Source organism: Gilliamella sp. B2785 (genome assembly GCF_026537005.1).
Taxonomy (GTDB): Bacteria; Pseudomonadota; Gammaproteobacteria; order Enterobacterales; family Orbaceae; genus Gilliamella; species Gilliamella apicola_E.
The window spans coordinates 161,189-182,523 of the sequence record NZ_JAFNNC010000001.1 but is presented as its reverse complement, the minus strand read 5'-3'; the positions used below and the strand labels follow the sequence as shown (position 1 = coordinate 182,523).

20 protein-coding genes and 2 tRNA genes are annotated in these 21,335 nt (G+C 33.0%); 16 read left to right on the top strand and 6 right to left on the bottom strand.

The annotated features are described in order from the left end of the window. The first annotated feature begins 42 nt into the window (after positions 1–42). Genes zntB through J3U24_RS00850 form a run of 3 tightly spaced genes read left to right on the top strand, consistent with a single transcriptional unit; the run spans position 43 to position 3,756 of the window. On the top strand, positions 43–1,044 hold the full coding sequence (gene zntB / locus J3U24_RS00860; RefSeq protein ID WP_065562483.1) for a zinc transporter ZntB: 1,002 nt from the start codon (positions 43–45) through the stop codon (positions 1,042–1,044). Positions 1,045–1,080: 36 nt separating this feature from the next. Further along, positions 1,081–1,848: a GNAT family N-acetyltransferase gene (locus J3U24_RS00855; protein WP_065562484.1), complete on the top strand. Its 768-nt coding sequence runs from the start codon at positions 1,081–1,083 to the stop codon at positions 1,846–1,848. Positions 1,849–1,863: 15 nt separating this feature from the next. Beyond that, positions 1,864–3,756: a DNA topoisomerase III gene (locus J3U24_RS00850; RefSeq protein ID WP_267336917.1), complete on the top strand. Its 1,893-nt coding sequence runs from the start codon at positions 1,864–1,866 to the stop codon at positions 3,754–3,756. Positions 3,757–3,833: 77 nt separating this feature from the next. Here the strand turns inward: J3U24_RS00850 and J3U24_RS00845 are convergent, their stop codons facing one another. Beyond that, the gene (locus tag J3U24_RS00845; protein WP_267336916.1) at positions 3,834–4,523 is read right to left on the bottom strand and encodes a hypothetical protein; all 690 of its coding nucleotides are present in this window, start codon (positions 4,521–4,523) and stop codon (positions 3,834–3,836) included. A gap of 685 nt (positions 4,524–5,208) precedes the next feature. Here J3U24_RS00845 and mgtA point away from each other — a divergent pair. Further along, positions 5,209–7,917, top strand: a complete 2,709-nt coding sequence (gene mgtA / locus J3U24_RS00840; RefSeq protein WP_267336915.1) for a magnesium-translocating P-type ATPase — start codon at positions 5,209–5,211, stop codon at positions 7,915–7,917. 372 nt (positions 7,918–8,289) lie between these two features. Here mgtA and J3U24_RS00835 read toward each other — a convergent pair whose 3' ends face one another. After that, positions 8,290–8,505: a YdcH family protein gene (locus J3U24_RS00835; RefSeq protein ID WP_065562488.1), complete on the bottom strand. Its 216-nt coding sequence runs from the start codon at positions 8,503–8,505 to the stop codon at positions 8,290–8,292. Between the two features lie 102 nt (positions 8,506–8,607). Here J3U24_RS00835 and J3U24_RS00830 point away from each other — a divergent pair, with 102 nt between their 5' ends. Beyond that, complete coding sequence (locus tag J3U24_RS00830) at positions 8,608–10,125, top strand: helicase HerA-like C-terminal domain-containing protein (RefSeq protein ID WP_267336914.1); 1,518 nt, start codon at positions 8,608–8,610, stop codon at positions 10,123–10,125. Between the two features lie 33 nt (positions 10,126–10,158). Continuing rightward, positions 10,159–11,244, top strand: a complete 1,086-nt coding sequence (locus tag J3U24_RS00825) for an AI-2E family transporter (protein WP_065562490.1) — start codon at positions 10,159–10,161, stop codon at positions 11,242–11,244. A gap of 30 nt (positions 11,245–11,274) precedes the next feature. Here J3U24_RS00825 and bcp read toward each other — a convergent pair whose 3' ends face one another. Further along, positions 11,275–11,748 (bottom strand): thioredoxin-dependent thiol peroxidase, encoded by a 474-nt coding sequence (bcp, locus tag J3U24_RS00820; protein ID WP_065562491.1) that lies wholly within the window; start codon positions 11,746–11,748, stop codon positions 11,275–11,277. A 69-nt stretch (positions 11,749–11,817) separates the two neighbouring features. After that, positions 11,818–13,110, bottom strand: coding sequence for a glutamate-1-semialdehyde 2,1-aminomutase (hemL, locus tag J3U24_RS00815; protein ID WP_267330279.1), 1,293 nt, complete (start codon positions 13,108–13,110; stop codon positions 11,818–11,820). 158 nt (positions 13,111–13,268) lie between these two features. On the opposite strand from hemL, the gene erpA reads away from it, so the two are divergent. The 6 genes from erpA (at position 13,269) to aroD (ending at position 17,721) form a co-directional block, all read left to right on the top strand. After that, positions 13,269–13,607, top strand: coding sequence for an iron-sulfur cluster insertion protein ErpA (gene erpA / locus J3U24_RS00810; RefSeq protein ID WP_065734199.1), 339 nt, complete (start codon positions 13,269–13,271; stop codon positions 13,605–13,607). A gap of 194 nt (positions 13,608–13,801) precedes the next feature. Next, positions 13,802–13,889 (top strand) — tRNA-Leu (locus tag J3U24_RS00805). A gap of 22 nt (positions 13,890–13,911) precedes the next feature. Then, positions 13,912–13,987 (top strand) — tRNA-Gly (locus J3U24_RS00800). 305 nt (positions 13,988–14,292) lie between these two features. Continuing rightward, the gene (locus tag J3U24_RS00795; RefSeq protein WP_065734198.1) at positions 14,293–15,489 is read left to right on the top strand and encodes an MFS transporter; all 1,197 of its coding nucleotides are present in this window, start codon (positions 14,293–14,295) and stop codon (positions 15,487–15,489) included. Positions 15,490–15,989: 500 nt separating this feature from the next. Continuing rightward, positions 15,990–16,862: a shikimate dehydrogenase gene (locus J3U24_RS00790; protein ID WP_267336913.1), complete on the top strand. Its 873-nt coding sequence runs from the start codon at positions 15,990–15,992 to the stop codon at positions 16,860–16,862. Positions 16,863–16,956: 94 nt separating this feature from the next. Next, complete coding sequence (gene aroD, locus J3U24_RS00785) at positions 16,957–17,721, top strand: type I 3-dehydroquinate dehydratase (RefSeq protein ID WP_267330280.1); 765 nt, start codon at positions 16,957–16,959, stop codon at positions 17,719–17,721. A gap of 182 nt (positions 17,722–17,903) precedes the next feature. On the opposite strand, the gene J3U24_RS00780 is transcribed toward aroD, so the two are convergent. Next, positions 17,904–18,419: an endonuclease V gene (locus J3U24_RS00780; protein ID WP_267336912.1), complete on the bottom strand. Its 516-nt coding sequence runs from the start codon at positions 18,417–18,419 to the stop codon at positions 17,904–17,906. Between the two features lie 194 nt (positions 18,420–18,613). On the opposite strand from J3U24_RS00780, the gene J3U24_RS00775 reads away from it, so the two are divergent. Beyond that, on the top strand, positions 18,614–19,270 hold the full coding sequence (locus J3U24_RS00775) for a DUF421 domain-containing protein (RefSeq protein ID WP_065562497.1): 657 nt from the start codon (positions 18,614–18,616) through the stop codon (positions 19,268–19,270). Positions 19,271–19,332: 62 nt separating this feature from the next. Here the strand turns inward: J3U24_RS00775 and J3U24_RS00770 are convergent, their stop codons facing one another. Then, on the bottom strand, positions 19,333–19,605 hold the full coding sequence (locus tag J3U24_RS00770; protein WP_065562498.1) for a DksA/TraR family C4-type zinc finger protein: 273 nt from the start codon (positions 19,603–19,605) through the stop codon (positions 19,333–19,335). Positions 19,606–19,757: 152 nt separating this feature from the next. Between J3U24_RS00770 and msrA the strand changes: the two genes are divergently transcribed. Genes msrA through msrB form a run of 3 tightly spaced genes read left to right on the top strand, consistent with a single transcriptional unit; the run spans position 19,758 to position 21,324 of the window. Beyond that, on the top strand, positions 19,758–20,306 hold the full coding sequence (gene msrA, locus J3U24_RS00765) for a peptide-methionine (S)-S-oxide reductase MsrA (RefSeq protein ID WP_267336909.1): 549 nt from the start codon (positions 19,758–19,760) through the stop codon (positions 20,304–20,306). A gap of 2 nt (positions 20,307–20,308) precedes the next feature. Continuing rightward, positions 20,309–20,833 (top strand): cytochrome b, encoded by a 525-nt coding sequence (locus J3U24_RS00760; RefSeq protein ID WP_267332022.1) that lies wholly within the window; start codon positions 20,309–20,311, stop codon positions 20,831–20,833. Positions 20,834–20,886: 53 nt separating this feature from the next. Next, positions 20,887–21,324 (top strand): peptide-methionine (R)-S-oxide reductase MsrB, encoded by a 438-nt coding sequence (gene msrB, locus J3U24_RS00755; protein WP_065734192.1) that lies wholly within the window; start codon positions 20,887–20,889, stop codon positions 21,322–21,324. Positions 21,325–21,335: the final 11 nt, after the last annotated feature.

The window sequence follows — 21,335 nt, the reverse complement described above, 5'->3', positions numbered from 1 at the left end:
AATGAGTATATAATTAAGCAAACTTAACAATTGGGGCTGATGATGATTAACGAAAATAGTAATAATTCTATTCTGGTTTCAGATCTACTTGCAGCACACCCTGTCTTTAGTTGTCAATTGGATGGGAAGGGCAAAGCCAACCCTTTAAATGATAAAAGTGAAGCTTCAATTTCACAACCTTATTGGATACATCTTGATTTTGCTAAAAGCGAAACAATCAATTGGATTAACCAAACAAATTTAATTCCAGATCTTGTCAAAAATGAATTGATTAAACCCAATCAGTTTCCTAAAGAAATTCGCTTTGATACAGGCATTTTAGTCGTACTTAAAGGTGTTAATTTTACACCTAATGAGCTACCTGATCCTATCGTCACTTTCCGATTTTATATAACTGATAATTTTATAATATCAACTAGGCACCAAAAAATTGATGCCATCATCAAATTAAAAGAAAATTTAGAAAAAGGTATTGGCCCTGTAGATGTTGCTGATTGGCTAATTCAACTTTCTGAATTAATTTGTGATCAAGTTAATTTATCTTTTGATGGGGTTCACAATAAAATCATCAAATTGGAAGATCTATTATTAAATCAACGGATTTTTTCTCACAAGGAAATTGGAAGAGTTCGTAAACAACTTTTTATATTACGTCGTTTACTTTCCCCACAGCGCGATATATTTGTCAAAATTTCGACTGAAAGAATATCTTGGATTGATGACAATGATCGCCAGCGATTGCATGACATTTCTAGCCAACAAAATCACTATGTCTCTGAAATTGATAGTTGTTTGATTAGAATTGGTTCCGTTATGGAACAAATTAATAGCATTTTGGCCGAATCGACCAATAAACGTATTTATTTAATGTCCTTGTTTACCATCATTTTTACACCAATTACTTTTATCACTAGTTTGCTTGGTGTTAATTTGGCCGGCATTCCGTTCAATGAAAAAGAGTGGTCATTTATTGGGTTAATATTACTATTAATTCTGATCAGTATACTTTCAGTGGTATGGCTTAAGCTAAAAAAATGGTGGTAAAAAATTAAGCTTAAATATGAAAAAGGAAATATATTGATGTATTTTGATAAAATTATTAATAAAAAAGATATTGAATCATTATTTCAAAGTACAACTCAAACAATTATTCAAGCTTATTGGGAAGGAAATATCGGTTTTGCATATGCTGATGATTTATTGCGGCCTACATCAGTAGCAATTAATCTTGGTTGCTTCTTTTTTTTAGCAGGTCAACCAAACCAGCAAATGCTTCACTATATTCCAAAAGTATATAGTGATGATTATGCAATTCTTATCCCTATTGATAAAACTTGGCAAAATTTAATTGAAAATGTATATCGCAACAATTATGAAAAAATTACACGTTATAGTTTTTATACTCCTACAGAATTTGATATTCAGAAACTACAATTAATTATCTCAAAATTACCTGAAAACTATCAATTAAAAGCTATTGATGAAAAGTATTATCAGCAAATTCTCAATCTTGAATGGGCTAAAGACTTGTGTAAAAACTTTAATTCATACTTGGATTTTGAAAAATCAGGATTGGGATTTATTATTTTAAAAGATAATGTTATTGTTTCTGGTGCATCATCTTATTTAGCATATAATAATAGTATCGACATTGAAGTCGATACAATAGTTGAGGAAAGGCGAAAAGGACTTGCATTGATTAGTTCGGCAAAGTTAATTTTAGCTTGCCTAGATCGTCAAATAACACCTAACTGGGATGCTCACAACAAGCCCTCTTTAAAGCTTGCTACTGAGTTGGGTTATATTTTAAATCAACCCTATAATGCTTATGTCGTTTGGAATTTATGATTAACACTAATTATTATGCAATCTAAAGAACCTTATCGTCTATTTATTGCCGAAAAACCGAGCTTAGCTAGAGCTATTGCTGATGTTTTGCCTAAACCCCACCAAAAGGGAAATGGATTTATCAAAGCCAGTAATGGTGATATTGTTAGCTGGTGTATTGGGCACTTATTAGAACAAGCAACACCTGAAATATATGATGAACGCTATAAAAAATGGGTTTTAGACGATCTACCCATTGTTCCTGCAAAATGGATATTGATACCCAAAAATAGTACCGAAAAACAATTTAACACCTTAGTTGAATTGATTAAATCAGCTGAACAAATTGTACATGCGGGTGACCCAGATAGAGAAGGGCAATTATTAGTTGATGAAGTACTTAACTATTGCCAGTTACCACCAGAAAAGCGGAAAACTATTCAACGTTGTTTAATCAGCGATTTGAATGCTAGCGCTGTTGAAAAATCACTAGAGCAATTACGTAGTAATCAAGATTTTATCCCATTATCTACTTCTGCTTTAGCAAGAGCAAGAGCTGATTGGTTATATGGGATGAATATGAGTCGTGTTTGTACTCTTGTGGGGCAACGAAGCGGTTATCGTGGTGTACTTTCTATTGGGCGCGTACAAACACCGATTTTAGGATTAGTGGTTAGACGAGATTTAGAGATAGCGCAATTTGTTCCTAAACCATTTTATGAAGTTTATGCCATATTACAAACCAAGGATAACGAAACCTTCAAGGCCAAATGGCAACCAAGCGAGGCATGTGAACCTTATCAAGATGAAGAGGGCAGAGTTTTAGTTAAAGGTTTAGCAGAAAACGTTTGTCAACGAATTAAAGATCAGACAGGTACTATTGATAAAGTAAGTAATAAAAAGAAAGAACTTGCACCACCTATGCCATTTAATTTATCTGCTTTACAAATTGAAATGGCAAAACGAAATGGTCTAAGTGCACAGGATGTACTTGATATTTGCCAATCATTATATGAAAAACATAAATTAATTACCTATCCTCGTTCAGATTGCCGTTTTTTGCCGGAAGAGCACTTAACACAAATTAATGGTGTAAAATCTGCGATTGAAAACAATTGTTCTGCGTTACAATTTGCAATTAATAATGCTGATTTCACTTTACGTTCCAAAGCTTGGAATGATAAAAAAGTTGAGGCTCACCACGCTATTATTCCAACATTGCGTAAAGTGAGAACCGAAAGTTTATCTAGTAATGAGTTAGCCGTCTATCAAGTGATTGCTACACAATACTTAGCACAATTTTATCCAGCTTATAAATATGCTGAGTTACAGATTGATGTTGATATCAATGGTGGTAAATTTATCTCTAAAGCCAATCAAATGTTGGACGAAGGCTGGAAAGTACTGTTTAGAAGTAAAAATTATCAAGCAGAGAACGATACCGATAATAGTGAGAATAATGGTTTATTAACTAAGTTAGTTAAAAAAGGCGAATCAGTCCTATGTATTGATACCGAATTACTTAGTAAAGAAACTCAACCTCCAAGACCATTTACGGATGCGACTTTACTTTCTGCAATGACAGGTATAGCTAGATTTGTTAAAGATCCTGAGATAAAAAAAATATTACGCGAAACTGATGGATTAGGTACTGAGGCAACAAGAGCTGGTATTATTGAGCTTTTATTTAAACGTCAATTTTTAACGCGTCAAGGTAAATCAATTCGTTCAACGAAGGTAGGCCAAAATTTGATTTTATCATTACCGGAAAGTGTTTCAATGCCAGATATGACTGCACATTGGGAGTTACAGCTTGAGGAAATTAGTAAAAAAGAATTCAGTTATCAACAATTTATGTATCAATTAAATTCGTCTTTGCTTACATTAGTTGAACAGTTAAAAAATTCAAGATTGAAAATTCAATCATAAATTTCTATTACCAAAAGGACAATAAATAGTTTTTTTATTATTTATTGTCCTGTCTAATAATAAAATCTAAATAATAATTATTCTCCTAAATCCGTAGACTCTTTTTTGTCAATTTCTTTAGAGAGTGTATCAATTGGTCTATTTTCATCGAGGATTTTAGCAAATACTTTATTTGCTCTAGTTAAAAATTGTTTATCCTTTAAAAGGATGCGGTAACTATTTAATCTTTTTAATGGTCCTTGAGCAAATTGCGCAATAATGATTATTAGAACAAAAATCGTCAATACAGAAATAATGACATTAATAATCCATTCTGATTTGAAAATAGTATGGAGATTATATATAACCATAAAAAAGGTAAATAGACTAACAGCAGCAGTTAAAATCACGTCTTTAATTAAAAAAGGTCTAAGAAATGTAATACGGTTTTTTTCAATACCGAAATATTGAGTTAATTGATTTAATTGACTCAATTCAATAACATTATGAATATCTGCATTAACAACAGAAATAGCAATTCTTTCTTTGTTAATATTGCCTGGTTTATAAAAACAAACTTTTTCCCAAATCAGTTTTTTCTTGATATTGTTTAAATAATCTTTTTGATAACTAGGTTGAGGTACTTTTTCTAATATATCTGTATATCTAATAATATTGTCAAAGTAATTATTAGGTGTGTTTCTTTTATAAATAAAGCCAATAATTGATAGAGCGAAGATAATAAATAAATTAAACCAATTATCTTGCAACAATTGAGTAATATCCATCCAATTTAACCAGTGTTGTTAACAATTGGTTAATTGTAACTGATATTATGTAAAACGGGTATTAATTCTACATTTCATCATCCTAGTAGTGGTGTTTTTAATCAATTGCAACTTTATTACAAGTAATCGGTTGACTTCTTGAATGCAAAAGCGTATAAAATGCTCGCCTTTGAGCTTTTCTTACTTTTTTAACGATAAGAGATGGTTAAAAATGAGGTTTAAGAAAAGTTGAAATACAAAGTGATGAGTTCAATTTACAGGAGAAATATGGACAGTCAATCGGGTCACCCCAAACTATGGGGAGATAAATTCAAACACATCATTATCGGTTAATGAACCTGTCTAAATAGTTATTTTTTCAGTTCACAAGCCGAAATTGATAAAAACGGTAACGGTGAACGATATGCAGTTTTCTACACGCTATCACACAAATTCAAAATACCTTTGTGCTCATAAAGCACTTTTGCGAGTGTTATATCTTACAGATAAGCATTTAGAGCCACCTAGTTGTATCTAACTTTTAACTAATATTATTTTTAATATTTTTATTTCATGTTAAGCCTTAACTGCAATGGTTAGTTATTGCTTTACGTTTAAATTTTAGTCGATAAGAACTTAATAACTCCTAGTTTAACGTTAACTAAGAGTGGGTTCCTTTTGCCTGAAAAATAGATAGGTACAAACTATGATTAAAAAAACATCTCAAGTAAAGACAGATAATACTTTAAACATAAAAGCACTTGAAGAAGCTCAAAATAGCTTAGATAGCATTTTGTCTAAATTTCAATCAAGTCTTTCGGGGTTAACTCAAGAAAATGTAAAATCTCGATTGGAACAGTATGGTAAAAATGAAGTGGCTCGAGAAAAAGTGCCATCAGCTTTTGTCCAGTTACTTTTAGCTTTTAAGAACCCATTTATATTTGTACTATTAATATTAGCACTGGTAAGTTTTTTTACTGATTACTGGTTGCCATTACAAAACGGTGAAGAGACAGATCTAACTGGAATTATTATCATTTTAACCATGGTAACACTTAGTGGATTATTGCGTTTTTGGCAGGAGTTTCGTTCAAATAAAGCTGCTGAAGCATTAAAGTCAATGATCCGAACTACAGCCACAGTTCTACGTCGTCGTAATAAAAATATGCCAACTGAGCATATTGAAGTTCCTTTAAGCGATATCGTTCCTGGAGATATTGTGTTTTTATCAGCTGGGGACATGATTCCTGCCGATATTCGTTTAATCGAATCGCGAGATTTATTTGTGAGTCAAGCGGTGTTAACCGGTGAATCAATTCCAGTTGAAAAATATGACACCTTAGGCGCGGTATCGCAAAAAACGACAGAAGAGATAGATTCTTCAAAAATTGATAAGGACAATGTACTTGATGTAAACAATATTTGTTTTATGGGCACCAATGTAGTGAGTGGAACAGCTAAAGCTATTGTTGTTGCAACAGGTGCTGATACACATTTTGGTTCATTAGCAAAATCAATAGTGGGTTCAAGAGCCGAAACCTCATTTGATCGCGGTGTAAATAGCGTAAGTTGGTTACTAATTCGCTTTATGTTAGTGATGGTTCCGATTGTATTACTAATAAATGGATTTACCAAAGGCGATTGGGGGGAAGCAACATTATTTGCATTAGCTGTTGCTGTTGGTTTGACGCCTGAAATGTTACCGATGATTGTTAGTGCAAATCTAGCTAAAGGTGCTGTTGGCATGGCAAAACGAAAAGTTGTGGTAAAACGTTTGAATGCTATTCAAAACTTTGGCGCGATGGACATTTTATGTACTGATAAAACCGGTACTTTAACACAAGATAAAATCATTTTAGAACATCACTTAGACATTAATGGGCAGATTGATCCATCTGTTTTACAACTGGCCTGGCTCAATAGTTACTATCAAAGTGGAATGAAAAACTTGATGGATAAAGCGATCATCCGTTTTGCTGAAGAAAAAACCAGTGTTAAAAAAGTGGGTGTAGGTCTTTATAAAAAAATTGATGAATTACCATTTGATTTTGTTCGCCGTCGTTTATCGGTTGTTGTACAAGGCAATGATGAAAATCATTTAATGATCTGTAAAGGCGCAGTTGAAGAAATGCTATCTATTTCAGATTTTGTTTATGAAAACGGCGAGTACTTACCGTTAGACGAAAATCGTAAACAAGCATTGATTGAACTTGCACACAATTATAATAAAGATGGATTTAGAGTGTTAGCAGTAGGTGTAAAAGATATTTCAGCATCACAAACTAAAGCTCAATATAGTGTCCAAGATGAAAAATCATTAGCCATTCGTGGGTTTTTGACTTTCTTAGATCCACCTAAAGAGAGTGCTTATGAAGCTATTTCTGCATTGAATGAACATGGTGTTGGCGTTAAAGTTCTAACTGGTGACAATGAAATCATCACGATTAAAGTATGCCGAGAAGTTGGCTTAGAACCGGGTATACCTTTACTTGGTAACGAAATTGAAAAAATGAGTGACGCTGAGTTAAAAGAGCAAATTGAGCAACGCACTATTTTTGCTAAGTTGACTCCATTACAAAAATCTCGAATCATTAGATTGTTACAAAGTAATGGTCATACTGTTGGATTTTTAGGTGATGGTATTAATGATGCGCCAGCGTTGAGAGATGCAGATGTTGGTATTTCAGTGGACACCGCTACTGATATCGCTAAAGAATCAGCTGATATCATTTTGCTTGAAAAAAGCTTACTTGTATTAGAAGAAGGTGTAATTTGCGGACGCGAAACTTTCGGTAATATTATGAAATACCTAAATATGACCGCAAGTTCTAACTTTGGTAACATCTTCTCTGTATTAGTGGCTAGTGCATTTCTACCATTTTTACCAATGCTTGCGATTCATTTGCTTATCCAAAACTTATTATATGATATCTCACAATTATCATTACCTTGGGATAAGATGGATGAAGAGTTTTTACAAAAACCTCGTAAATGGGATGCACAAAATATTGGACGTTTTATGATCTGGATTGGACCAACATCCTCTATTTTTGACATAACAACATATGCATTGATGTGGTTTGTTTTTGGTGCTAATAGTGTTGCAGCTGAATCATTGTTTCACTCAGGTTGGTTTATCGAAGGATTGTTATCACAAACTTTAGTTGTACATATGCTAAGGACTCAGAAAATACCATTTATACAAAGTACCGCGGCATTCCCAGTAATAGTAATGACTATGCTAATTATGGCGGTGGGTATTTATATTCCTTTTTCACCAATAGGTAGCCTAATTGGTCTTCAACCATTACCATGGTCCTATTTTCCATGGTTAGTTGCAACATTATTAAGTTACTGTGTGGTTGCTCAAATAATGAAAAGGATTTATATAAAACGCTTTGGACAATGGTTCTAAAATAACAAAATTGATGTAAGTGACGATGTTGCTTACATCATTAACTAAAGAAGTATAAATATTGAACTAGTGTGTTATAGTAGTGAGGAGTACACATTTGATAAATATAATTGATAATAATATTTGTATAAATAATCGAGCTTTTTAGAAATGTTTTTAAGGAGCCTATAAATAACAATAAGAGGAGTAAAAAATGAAAACCCCACACAAAAATTTAATTACACTAATCAAACATCGCAAACTGAAAAAAGAACAAGAGAAAGTTAATAAATAACTTTCTATAAATGATTTGCAAAAAATTGCTATAAAATTAAACCCCACAGCTTGGGGTTTTATAACACAATAAAGCTTTATAAGCTTATATTTGATGAGTTATTTAGAAGCTTTTTTCAAAATTTCGTAAAGTTCATCTTTTAATTTTAGCTTCAGTTTTTTTAGACTTTCAATCGTTTCCGAAGTATCAATTGCAATACCAGACTCGATATTTTTAATTTTTTGATCGAGCTCATTGTGCTCATCAAATAATTTTTGGAAATGTAAATCTGAGTTTTTTAGTTTAGAGATTAAATCACGGTATTCTGGAAACATACAGCCTCCTTATAAGATTAATTAAAGTAATAGCAGTTAACAATAATTCAGCTTACAATATTCTCAATTGTTTTAATAGCAATTTTTGAATGGGAGATGTCTATGAATGAAAAGATCGTTATTGCAAAAAGTGAAGGTAATGATTTATACATCCTTGCATCGTTGGCTAATCGCCATGGTTTAATTACTGGTGCAACAGGTACAGGTAAAACCGTAACCCTACAAAAGATGGCAGAAAAATTCTCGCAGATTGGTGTCCCCGTGTTTCTTGCTGATGTAAAAGGTGATTTGACCGGTTTAGGGGAAAATGGCCTATTATCTGAAAAATTAAAAGCACGGCTAGAAAGTATTGGTGTAAAAGATTGGCTTCCTAATTCTTCTCCTTTAGAAATATGGGATGTATTTGGTGAAAATGGTATTCCCGTTCGCAGTACAGTTTCCGATATAGGTCCTATATTATTAGGTCGATTATTAAATCTCAATGACATTCAATCTGGCGTTCTACAATTAGTTTTTAAAATTGCCGATGATAATGGATTATTATTACTAGACTTTAAGGATTTAAGAACATTCATCCAATTTATTGGTGATAACGCTAAAAAATTTACTACCCAATATGGCAATATAAGTTTATCAACTATTGGTGCTATTCAACGTGGATTGCTTACTTTAGAACAGCAAGGTGCTGAATTCTTTCTAGGTGAGCCGATGTTTGATATACATGATTTAATGCAAACTAATGTTGATGGTCGTGGTGTTATTAATATTTTATCTGCCAGTAAATTATATAATTCACCAAAATTATATTCAGTATTTTTACTTTGGTTATTATCAGAACTATTCGAGCATTTACCAGAAGTAGGTGACCTTGATAAACCAAAACTTGTATTTTTCTTTGACGAAGCACATTTACTTTTTAATGATATTTCTCCCGCATTATTAGAAAAAATCGAACAAGTTGTTCGCCTTATTCGTTCTAAAGGAGTGGGGATTTATTTTGCTACACAAAGCCCAACCGATATTCCAGAAACTATCCTTGGTCAATTGGGGAATCGAGTGCAGCACGCTTTACGAGCATTTACACCTAAAGATCAAAAAGCAGTCAAAGTGGCAGCTCAAACCATGCGAGCTAACCCAAATTTTAACACCGAAAAAGCTATTATGGAGCTTGGGGTAGGAGAGGCTTTAATTTCATTTCTAGATGAAAAGGGGCGCCCTAATATTGTTCAACGCGGAATGATAATAGCGCCAGAATCAAAAATGGGGCCTATGGATATAGAAAAACAGTTGACGATTATTCAAAAATCTCGCTTTTATGATAAATATTCAAAAACCATCGATCGCGAATCAGCCTACGAAAAACTTAAACAGGGTTTTAGTATAAATACTGAAAATAGTCAAAATTCAATAGAAACTGATTCCAATCAGAATCCATCTGATAAAGAGGAACATGGTGGTATAATGGACTTTTTAAGTTCACTTATTTTTGGTAGAACCGGCCCAAAAGGTGGACAGCATGACGGTATCGTTCAAAGTGTTGCTAAAAGTGCGACTAGACAGATGGTAAATCAAATTGGAAGACAAATTACTCGAGGAATCTTGGGTGGTTTCAAAAAATAGGTTAGATTAATAAACTACAAAAAGGAGTTATAGATGTTAAAATTGTTTATTGAATGGTACAAAAAACGCTTTAGCGATCCTCATGTGGTTTCGTTAATGATTGTTATCATTGTTTTATTTTTTATCATCTATTTTTTCAATAAAATTTTACTGCCTATTTTGATTGCTATCGTTTTATCTTATCTACTAGATAGACCGGTTAAGTATTTACAACAAAAGAGAGTTCCTCACACATTAGCTGTTGTTATTGTACTATTTGTATTTATGTTTGTCGGCTTAACCGGAATTATGATTTTGTTACCATTGATTTGGCAACAAGGTGTTAGTTTAATAACAAATATTCCAAATATGTTGAATTTTGTAAATAAATTCATCACATCATTGCCTGAACATTATCCGGAGCTTATCGATGTTGGTCTATTTGACTCAATACTCCAAGGTATAACTAATAAAGTTATGCAAACAGGTAACTCATTGCTCCAGTTTTCAATCAGCTCACTGTTTAGCTTAGTTTCTGTTGCTATAAATGCGGTATTAGTTCCGATTATTATGTTTTTCTTATTGAAAGATAAATCTAAGATATGGGGATATTGTTCGAAAATATTACCAAAAAATCGAACAATATTAAACAAAGTAGCTACAGAGATGGATCAACAAATATCTAATTACATTGTAGGTAATGTTTTACACATCATTATTTTAACTGCTTGTGTCTATATTCCATTTTGGTATTTTGGTTTAGATTATGGATTATTGTTAGCAGTGTTAGTTGGTGTTTCAGTGCTTATTCCTTACATTGGTATTATTATTTCAAGTATCCCTATTGTCCTAATTGCACTTTTCCAATGGGGGGTTACTGCACAATTTGGATATTTAATGTTCTTTTATATCCTTATTCAGGCTCTTGATGGCAATTTATTGGTTCCTTATCTTTTCTCTGAAAAACTTAACTTGCATCCTTTAGTGATTATTGTAGCTGTTATCATTTTTGGCGGGTTATGGGGATTTTGGGGCGTATTTTTTGCTATACCATTAGCAACTTTAGTTAAAGCGATTATAAATGCTTGGCCAAATCTTGAAGAGATTAATAATATTAAAAGTGAAAAAAAAGCAGATTAATGAAAATATAATCTGCTTTAATTAGAAGTGTTAACTATGGTTCTTAAGATAATCTAAAACCACAGTGTGATGGTTGGTCGTTTTGAAGTCATCAAAGACTTTCTCGATCTTACCATCTTTACCAATCAAAAAGCTTATACGATGGATACCGTCATAAGTTTTTCCCATAAACTCTTTTTCGCCCCAAACACCAAACGCTTCAGAGGTTTTATGATCCTCATCTGAAAGTAGAGTAAAATTCAACAATTCTTTATCAACAAAACGCGATAGTTTTTCAGGTTTATCCGTACTAATACCAATAACAACTACATTATATTTCTTAAAATCGTCAGCACTGTCTCGTAAATTGCAAGCTTGTACTGTACAACCAGGAGTCATCGCTTTCGGATAGAAATAGAGCAAAATACGCTGACCTTTGAAATCTTTTGAACTAATTAGCTCACCATCCTGATCAGGCAGAGAAAATTGAGGTGCTTTTTCACCTTCTTTTAAAGGATTAACCATAAATTTATTACCTATGTTAATAGTTAAAATTTTAATCGCTATGGGTATAATTTACTATATTTTATCAAATTAACTTATGTTTTTAAAAAAACGACTTGCTGCATCAATCGTATGATCGATTTCTTTATCTGTGTGCATAAGTGACATGAAACCTGCTTCGAAAGCTGAAGGCGCAAAGTAAACCCCTTCGGCGAGCATATGATGATAGAATTTCTTGAATAATTCAACATCACAATTCATTACATCCTTATAACTGCTCACTTCTAGAGCATTTGTAAAGAAAAATCCAAACATTCCTCCTGCATGATTAACCACAAACGGAATATTATATCGTTTTGCTTCTGCATATAGGCCATTAACTAGTGAGGCAGTTTTTTCTTCTAACTCTGAATAAATACCAACATCCATTAACTTTGTCAACGTGGCATAACCCGCTGCCATAGCAACAGGATTCCCTGAAAGTGTTCCTGCTTGATAAATTGGTCCAGTTGGTGCTAATTGTTGCATAATTTCAGCACGCCCGCCAAAAGCACCTACAGGCATACCGCCACCTATAATCTTACCTAAGCAAGTCAAATCAGGAACTAAATCATAATATTCTTGAGCTCCGCCAAGTGCAACCCTAAACCCAGTCATCACCTCATCAATAATTAATAAAGCCCCGTAAGTATCACACAAGCTTCTTAATCCTTGTAAGAACGATTTTTTAGCTGGGACACAATTCATATTGCCTGCCACAGGTTCAATAATAATTGCAGCAATTTCATTAGGATATTGCTCAAATTGTTTTTTTACTGATTCTAAATCGTTATAATCACAAACTAATGTATGTTTAACAAAATCCTCAGGCACACCCGGTGAAGTAGGGTGTCCAAAAGTGAGCGCGCCAGAACCGGCTTTAACAAGCAAATAGTCAGCATGTCCATGGTAACAACCTTCAAATTTGATTATTTTGTCACGTCCTGTATAGCCTCGTGCAAGGCGAATTGCACTCATAGTTGCCTCAGTGCCTGAATTCACCATACGTAACATTTCTATTGATGGAATTAATTGTGTAACTAGGTTAGCCATTTTTGTTTCGATTTCGGTTGGCGCACCATAACTCAAACCATTACGAACAGCGTTAATAACTGCATTGGCAACATCAGGGTCATTATGACCTAAAATCATAGGTCCCCAAGATCCGACATAATCAATATAAGCTTTTTCATCAACATCATAAATATAAGCACCATTAGCTTTCTCTATAAATAATGGCGTACCACCAACTCCATTAAAAGCACGTACAGGTGAATTAACACCACCTGGCATAAAAGCCATTGCTTCGCGGTAAAGTATTTCAGATTTAAATGTTTTAAGCATAATTATGGTCTTCTTTATAGTAATTGTTGTCGTATTTATTCATAAAATTAACTTAAATTCAAGCAAGCTATTACAAATTTAACTAATTGATGTTTTCATTTTGTATTTTATTTTTTCAAGAGTATATAATATATCAGTACTTAAAGTAGGAGAATAAAATGAGCGATGCGTTACCCATTAATTTTACTGATGCTGCTGCAAACAAGGTAAAAACTTTAGTAACGGAAGAAGAAAATCCAAATCTTAAATTAAGAGTCTATATCACTGGTGGTGGTTGTAGTGGATTCCAGTATGGTTTCACATTTGATGAAAAAGTAAATGAAGATGATCTGGCGATCGAAAAAAATGGTGTCTCACTTATTATTGACCCTATGAGTTTACAATATCTTGTTGGAGGCACTATAGACTATATTGAAGGATTGCAGGGTTCTCGTTTTGTTGTTGATAACCCAAACGCAACTACAACCTGTGGTTGTGGATCATCTTTCAGCGTCTAATTAGTAACAAAACATTAGCCAAAAATTTTATTTATATTAAATCCAAATTTTAAGGGAATTGATTAAAATTTCCTTAAATGTGACAAACATTGAGCAGTTAGACAATTATTTTAATTTTTTTATTGACGTAAATTTTAAGATAGGTAAAATGCACAGCATCCAAAACGCAGTTACCTTTCGGTAATAAGTTTTGAGCCCGGGTGGTGAAATCGGTAGACACAAGGGATTTAAAATCCCTCGGCCTTTTTGGCCGTGCGAGTTCAAGTCTCGCCCCGGGCACCATTAAAAACACTTTTTTTTGTAAGCGGGAATAGCTCAGTTGGTAGAGCGCAACCTTGCCAAGGTTGAGGTCGCGAGTTCGAACCTCGTTTCCCGCTCCAATTTTTTTTCAATCATTATCCTCAATCAAATTTATCATTGAAATTCATTACTCAATTCGTATTACAAATAAACTATCTAGATTTTTTTCATAGCTAGAAATATTCAATTTTTTATAATCTTTTAAAAAATGCTCCTCCATTTTCCAATTCTGAGATGATTATTTAAAAAATTTATCTAAATTAACAATAATTAATTAATAAAACTATTTCAAAGATTATTTTTCCTTTTATTCAGATACTTTTACCGCTAATATTGAGCCAGTTAGTTTTATAAGATTTTTAAATTTGTAATGGAGTATTAACTAATGAGTAATCACAGCTCATATTCGATAGCTGGCTCTATCTATGCTAATTACATTATTCAAAGTATTGCTTTAATAGTAATTATGCAATTTTCTGTCGAAATTTCTGCACAATTAAAAACTGATGATGTTATAGGTATTGGTTACGTTGCATCAGGAATAGGATATGGAAAAATATTATTAATGTTTATTGGAGGAATACTATCTGATAAATTTGGACGCAAACCATTTATCCTTATGGGCATGTCTTGTTATATTATCTTTTTCGTTGGGACTCTCTTTTGTCACAATATACATGTTGCATTTTGTTTGGCTATGTTTATTGGTGCTGGAAACTCATTTTTAGATACCGGCTCCATGCCTGCTTTAACCGAATGCTTTCCTCGTTCGGCAGGTACTGCAAGTGTTTTAATTAAAGCATTTATTTCAATAGGAACGTTAGTCTTACCATTCATTGTTACATTCTTTCATGCTTATGATTTATGGTATGGCTATGCTTTCATCGGTTTTGTTACTTTTATCATTATTAATTTTTTACTTTTAGCGCCAAGAACATTTCCTTCCAAAAATACAGTTATTTGTGGCAATGAAGGCCATAGTGACTATTTCATTGGTAAACCGAATATTTTCTTTGAAGGTATTTTATTAATAATTATGGGCTTCACCACCACTGCAACCTTTGTCATCATTTTACAATGGCTACCTGCGATTGCAGAGAAAGGTATAGGAATGGAACCAATCGCTTCTAAACAATTGATCAGTTATTATAGTACTGCATCAATAATTTCCGTGTTTACAACAGCCTATATTGTTAAAAAATTCATAAAACCAATTTATTGCATTATTATATTGCCGTTACTTTCTGCATTAACTTTATTAATGTTTTTATTTAATCTTAATCCTACAATGAGTTTAATTGTGGCAATAGGAATGGGATTAACAGCAGCAGGAGGTATATTACAACTCACTTTAGTTGTTATGCAGCAGCTATTTCCTGATCGTAAAGGGTTTGCAGTTGGAACAATGTATACTTTCAGTGGTTTATCATTTATTGTCATTCCACTAATAGTCCCTAAGTTAGCATTAATCAATGTTAGCTATGCTATCTTAGTCGATCTAGTTGTTGCATTATCAAGCGTCATATTAGGTTTAATTGTTTATTCACGTTTCAAAAAAGTTATTGATATGAATAAAATTTAATTACTTTCAGCAATACTAAAAAAGCACCTTATCACGATAAGGTGCTTTACGATGATAAGTAATTTAAAGTAAAAAAAATGGTAAATTAGTAAGCCTAGAATTTTTAGAAAGTTATCTTAAACATCAAAATAATACTGGAAAGTATTTATCGCTGATTTTCGTGTTTTTTATGGCTTAATGTTGGTGTTTTTAGTATTAATCCTAGGTTTGAAAAAACATCTAAGAATTATCAAATGCGATTATATAATTTGAGAAAAGCTTAATAACAGTTTGGAGTTACTTTATTAAGCAAGAATTATCAATTATCACCGAGCGAGGTGGTATTGAGGTAATAACATTACTAAAATCTTTACATGAAATGCCAATTTCAATTTAGCGTAGTGATGATGAATTTACATTGAGTCATTCTCCAATTGAACGAGCAAAAATGTATCAATAAGATACGAAAAGATTACTTAAAAAACTCGCTGAATTTTAATCATTAATAATTGGAGAGAAGCATGAGAGCTAATATTGATGGACACTTTTTATTAATTGGATTAATGGCATATCCAATTCGGCACAGCTTATCACCAAAAATGCAAAATATAATTTACTCTAAATTAGATATTCCCTATGTCTATTTAGCTTTTGAAGTGACGCAAGAAAAATTACCTGATGCTATAAAAGGCTTACGTGCATTAGGTTTACGCGGTAGTGCTGTTTCAATGCCGAATAAACAACTCGTGTGCCAATATTTAGATAAATTAACACCAGCAGTAGAGCTTATTGGAGCCTGTAATACCATTTCAAATGATGATGGAGTATTAACCGGATATAATACTGATGGAATAGGATATATGCGCTCATTAAAAGAGGCGGGTGTTGATGTTATAGGTAAAAAGTTGACTTTACTTGGTGGAGGCGGTGCTGCAAGTGCTATTGCCGTACAAGCCGCATTAGATGGCGTTAAAAAGATTTCAATTTTTAATCAAAAAGATGAATGCTTTGACAAAATTGTAGAAATAGTTAACCGAATAAATGCAAAAACTGACTGTGAAGCAGTAGTTTACGATTTAGCTGATCACTCAAAATTACGTCAGGAAATTGCTGAAAGTGCAGTATTATGTAATGCTACTGGTATTGGTATGAAGCCGTCAGAAGGAAAAAGCTTAATTACCGATCCAACTATGCTAAGAAAAGATCTCGTCGTAACCGATTGTATTTACAGTCCACGTAAAACAAAATTATTAGAAATAGCCGAATCGCAAGGTTGTAAAACGTTAAACGGTATCAGTATGATGTTATGGCAAGGTCATGCACAAATTAAAATTTGGACAGGAAAAGAAGCTCCAATTGATTATGTTAAAGAAAAAATGGGCTTTAATGATTAAAAATTTTAGTTAACTTATTAAAATTATTTATAACTACAGACTATTCTCTCAGTCAATTAAATTAAGAGAGTAGAAAAGATAAATTGGTGGATAGATGTCAAAAATTACAGTTAAAGGTTTAGATATTGGTGTTGGAGCGCCTAAAATTATTGTTCCAATTGTAGGAAAAACAGAAGAAGAATTAGTTAATGAAGCTGAATTTTTGACAAAAATTGACTTTGATATGGTTGAATGGAGAGTAGACCATTTTCAAAAAGTTGATGATGTTGAAAAAGTAAAACAAACAGCAAATAAATTACAAACAATCATTGGCTACAAACCCATTTTATTTACATTCCGTACCGCTAATGAAGGCGGAGTTTATCCTGCTACGATTGAATTTTATATCAACCTTAATAAACAGATGATAAAAAGTGGTTTAATAGATCTTGTCGATATCGAAGTTTTCACTGGTGACAAATATGTTGAAGAAATTGTCCAGTTAGCTCATCAGCATAACGTTTTAGTGATAGCCTCCAATCATGACTTTGATAAGACTCCGCCAAAAGATGAAATTGTAGCAAGATTACGCAAAATGCAGGATCTTGGTGTAGATATTCCTAAAATTGCCGTAATGCCACGTTCGCGTGAAGATGTAATTAACTTACTTGCTGCAACAGCTGAAATGAAAGACAAATATGCACGTAAACCACTAATTACTATGGCAATGGCTGGAACAGGTGCGATTAGCCGAATTGCAGGTGAAACTTTTGGGTCAGACCTCACTTTTGGTGCAGCAAAAAATGCATCGGCACCAGGGCAGCTAGATGTAAAAGATCTAAGAAACATCTTAAATATATTACATAAAAGTTTGGCTTAAAAAATCTAGCGTTCTAATAAACAACTTAAGTTAAAAAAAGATAAACGAAAGATAGTCAATATATAAACTCTTTGGTTCAAATTATTAATATTAAATGACTAATATGAAGACTATATTAAAATCTATATCAATAGTATTTTAGTGAATTAATAACATAAACCTGTTTAACCATTTTTATTGTATTATTCGAATTTAAACAACTTAGTTTGTTGATCCAAATAGGTCAGTAAATCTGGTATGCGATATTTGCCGGCCATTGATTGAATATGATCTGCTGCCTCTTTAAGTAACATTCCTAATGATGTTATATAGATTGGATTATTACTTTTACCACGCATTACTTCAATGGCATATTGTTTATTATCGGTAAAAGATTTTTTTGCAACGCCGATAATAGGTATCTTTTTATCCAGTGCTTCATAAAGATGACCACCTAAACCAAGATTACCACCATTCAAATGAACATAACCATCGACTATAATCACATCAATCGAATTGAGATCAACCTGAGACAATAATGCTAATATACAAGGTAATTCACGTTTATAAAATTGGCCTGATTGATAAGGCAGAACATTCGATTGATAATCATTGATAACAGATTTTATCTCATTGATACCATCAGTAAATTGCTCAAATAAAATGCCAACAGTTTTTGCCTTATCATTTAAATAGTAAACATCTATTGCAAGTATCATTTTTTTAAAATCCTTTTTGGAGTAGAATAACAATGCTCTCGTATTAAACTTTCTAATCTCTATTAAAAAACAAGTAGTCATTGATTTCAAATAAATAAAAATTTAGTTAATTCGTAATACATCTTTTATTTATCCGATTAGACCAGATAGCTAAGCAATGGTCGTTTAGATTGGATCTACACTTGGAGGCAGGAATGTATTTACTTGAAATGGCACCAAAATTTTTAATTGCACTTATCATTTTACTTATTTATGTCAAATTATCAGGAAAAAGCCAAATCGCACCGATGTCACAGCTGGATCAGGTTGGTAGCATGGTTATTGGTGCATTGGTAGGTGGAACATTACTTAATGCTAATGTTTCTGCGTGGGAAGCCGCTGGAGCTGTGGCGATTTGGGCAGGTCTTCTTATCTTAGTGCGATTTATCAAATCTAAAAATTCAAAACTCCGAGATGCTATTGATGGTGAACCTATACAATTAATCAAAAATGGCAATCTAATCTCTGAAAATTTCAAAAAAGCAAATTTACCTGTTAGAGATTTTGAAACGCTAATCAATATTCAAGGAATTTGCGCATTTAGTGAATTAAAACAAGTGTGGTACGAATTAAATGGATCTTTAACCATTATCAAGAAAGGAGATAAAGATATCGCAGTACTGGTGATTGAAAATGGCGCTATTAGTCAAGACAACCTTGAACAACTCCACAAAAGTGAAACATGGCTTAAGAATGAAATCAAAAAACAAGGTTATAAAGATATTGATGAAGTTTTTTGTGCAGAATGGTTTGATGGTAAATTATTAGTTTACCCTTATGATGAAGTCCGTAATTCAAAAAATAAAGAATAATTGAGGAAAGCAAAATATAAAAGGGGAAGAAGTTTTACTCAATTCCCCTTATTAAGAGCTTGTTATCTTAGTTGGCTATCTTTACTACCACGTCGATTATATAATATTGCAGATTTTGCCAATTGCTTATCTATTTCTTGTTGGCAAGCTAAACAGTATTGCACACCTGGTAAGGCAATTTGTCTGGCTTTTGCAATAGTATCGCCACATTCAACACAAAACTCGGCACTAGGTTTATCGTGTTTTAGTTGGCGTCTGGCGATTTCGATAGCATCTGTGATTGTACTTTCGATCTGTTGGTTAACGGCATCGTCAGATGCCCAGCCACTAGCCATAATTACACCTCCTAAAAATTTATATTAGATGAATAATATGGTGCTTATTTGACCAGTTTCAAGTAATATGAACACATCATTTAAAAAGCAAAGTAAGTGTTGTATTTTTTATAAAGATCGTTTCTGTTAATGTAAGTTAATTGGAGGTTTTTATGCAACAATATGAACAAGCAACATTTGCAGGTGGATGTTTCTGGTGTATGGTAAAACCTTTCGACAAATATGAAGGCGTTATTAATGTGATCTCAGGTTACACTGGTGGTCATAAGGAAAATCCAACTTATCAACAAGTTTGCCAAGGCAACACAGGCCATACAGAAGCGGTGCAAATTACCTTTGATCCAACGATGATCAGCTATAAAAAATTACTGGATATTTTTTGGCAACAAATTGACCCGACAGATTCGCAAGGACAATTTGCTGATCGTGGCGATTCTTATCGTCCAGTAATATTTTATCATAACAAATTACAACAACAGCAAGCGATCGCATCTAAACAAGCGCTTGAAGAAAGCAAACGATTTAATCATCCGATTGATGTCGCTATAGAACCGGCAGCAATATTTTATCCCGCCGAAGCGTATCATCAAGATTACTATAAAAAACAGCCAGAACATTATAACCGTTATTATCAATTATCTGGACGAGCTAATTTTATTGCAGATAACTGGCAAGATAAGTCAGCAACCAAAAGTGAGTAAATATGCAAAAGTACCCGCAATATAGCAGTAAACAAAAATGGATTCATTGGACATCGGCTTTACTTGTCATAATGGTAACCATGCTCCTTTTAATTAAAGTGACAATGTCACATATATTGGGTGGAATGGCAATAGTCTATTTATTACATAAATCCTTTGGAGTGCTTGTTTTGCTATTAACAATATGGCGAATTATGGTGATCCGCAGTCAAGGTGTGCCTGATGTCTTACCGAAAGACAAAAAACTGCAACGAATTTTGTCAAAATCCACTCAAGGAGTGATCTACCTTTTACTGCTAATTACGCCATTATCGGGGTATTTAATGAGTGGAAGGGACCTTAATATATTTGGTTTAATATCGATCCCTGCTATTGATATGCCATATCACCAAATGTTTCATTCATTACATTTGATTAGTTCTTATGTACTAGCTATTTTAGTTATATTTCATGTATTAGGTGCGTTGTACCACTATTTTTGGGTTAAAGATAAAGTATTGCAATCAATGTTAAGTAGCAATGATTAACACAAATTTAAACGTTTATTTATATCACATTTATAACGTGAGGCAGATACAACATGAACAAATCAATGAAAGATAAAGCTATATCAGCACTAACACCAATGCAATATCACGTCACACAGCAAAATGGTACAGAACCTCCATTTGATAATCAATATAACGCTAACCACCGCGATGGGATCTACGTTGATATCGTCTCTGGTGAACCACTGTTTACCTCACTAGATAAGTTTGATTCAGGCTGTGGTTGGCCAAGTTTCTCTAAACCGATTAAACAGCAACAAATTGTTGAAAAGGAAGATAACAGCCATGGAATGCGTAGGATAGAAGTCCGCTCATTAGAAGCTGATTCACATCTTGGTCATGTATTTAATGATGGGCCCGCAGCTTTAGGAGGATTGCGCTACTGTATCAACTCAGCAGCGCTAAAGTTCATACCAAAAGAAGAATTAGAAGCTCAAGGCTATGGCGACTACTTAAAATTGTTTAAATAAATTAATCTTAC

What these genes read in the sequence shown, in the direction of transcription:
- zntB (WP_065562483.1), top strand. Translation starts at nt 43, where the DNA reads ATGATTAACGAAAATAGTAATAATTCTATTCTGGTTTCAGATCTACTT.
- J3U24_RS00855 (WP_065562484.1), top strand. Translation starts at nt 1,081, where the DNA reads ATGTATTTTGATAAAATTATTAATAAAAAAGATATTGAATCATTATTT.
- J3U24_RS00850 (WP_267336917.1), top strand. Translation starts at nt 1,864, where the DNA reads ATGCAATCTAAAGAACCTTATCGTCTATTTATTGCCGAAAAACCGAGC.
- J3U24_RS00845 (WP_267336916.1), bottom strand. Translation starts at nt 4,523, where the DNA reads ATGGATATTACTCAATTGTTGCAAGATAATTGGTTTAATTTATTTATT.
- mgtA (WP_267336915.1), top strand. Translation starts at nt 5,209, where the DNA reads ATGATTAAAAAAACATCTCAAGTAAAGACAGATAATACTTTAAACATA.
- J3U24_RS00835 (WP_065562488.1), bottom strand. Translation starts at nt 8,505, where the DNA reads ATGTTTCCAGAATACCGTGATTTAATCTCTAAACTAAAAAACTCAGAT.
- J3U24_RS00830 (WP_267336914.1), top strand. Translation starts at nt 8,608, where the DNA reads ATGAATGAAAAGATCGTTATTGCAAAAAGTGAAGGTAATGATTTATAC.
- J3U24_RS00825 (WP_065562490.1), top strand. Translation starts at nt 10,159, where the DNA reads ATGTTAAAATTGTTTATTGAATGGTACAAAAAACGCTTTAGCGATCCT.
- bcp (WP_065562491.1), bottom strand. Translation starts at nt 11,748, where the DNA reads ATGGTTAATCCTTTAAAAGAAGGTGAAAAAGCACCTCAATTTTCTCTG.
- hemL (WP_267330279.1), bottom strand. Translation starts at nt 13,110, where the DNA reads ATGCTTAAAACATTTAAATCTGAAATACTTTACCGCGAAGCAATGGCT.
- erpA (WP_065734199.1), top strand. Translation starts at nt 13,269, where the DNA reads ATGAGCGATGCGTTACCCATTAATTTTACTGATGCTGCTGCAAACAAG.
- J3U24_RS00795 (WP_065734198.1), top strand. Translation starts at nt 14,293, where the DNA reads ATGAGTAATCACAGCTCATATTCGATAGCTGGCTCTATCTATGCTAAT.
- J3U24_RS00790 (WP_267336913.1), top strand. Translation starts at nt 15,990, where the DNA reads ATGAGAGCTAATATTGATGGACACTTTTTATTAATTGGATTAATGGCA.
- aroD (WP_267330280.1), top strand. Translation starts at nt 16,957, where the DNA reads ATGTCAAAAATTACAGTTAAAGGTTTAGATATTGGTGTTGGAGCGCCT.
- J3U24_RS00780 (WP_267336912.1), bottom strand. Translation starts at nt 18,419, where the DNA reads ATGATACTTGCAATAGATGTTTACTATTTAAATGATAAGGCAAAAACT.
- J3U24_RS00775 (WP_065562497.1), top strand. Translation starts at nt 18,614, where the DNA reads ATGTATTTACTTGAAATGGCACCAAAATTTTTAATTGCACTTATCATT.
- J3U24_RS00770 (WP_065562498.1), bottom strand. Translation starts at nt 19,605, where the DNA reads ATGGCTAGTGGCTGGGCATCTGACGATGCCGTTAACCAACAGATCGAA.
- msrA (WP_267336909.1), top strand. Translation starts at nt 19,758, where the DNA reads ATGCAACAATATGAACAAGCAACATTTGCAGGTGGATGTTTCTGGTGT.
- J3U24_RS00760 (WP_267332022.1), top strand. Translation starts at nt 20,309, where the DNA reads ATGCAAAAGTACCCGCAATATAGCAGTAAACAAAAATGGATTCATTGG.
- msrB (WP_065734192.1), top strand. Translation starts at nt 20,887, where the DNA reads ATGAACAAATCAATGAAAGATAAAGCTATATCAGCACTAACACCAATG.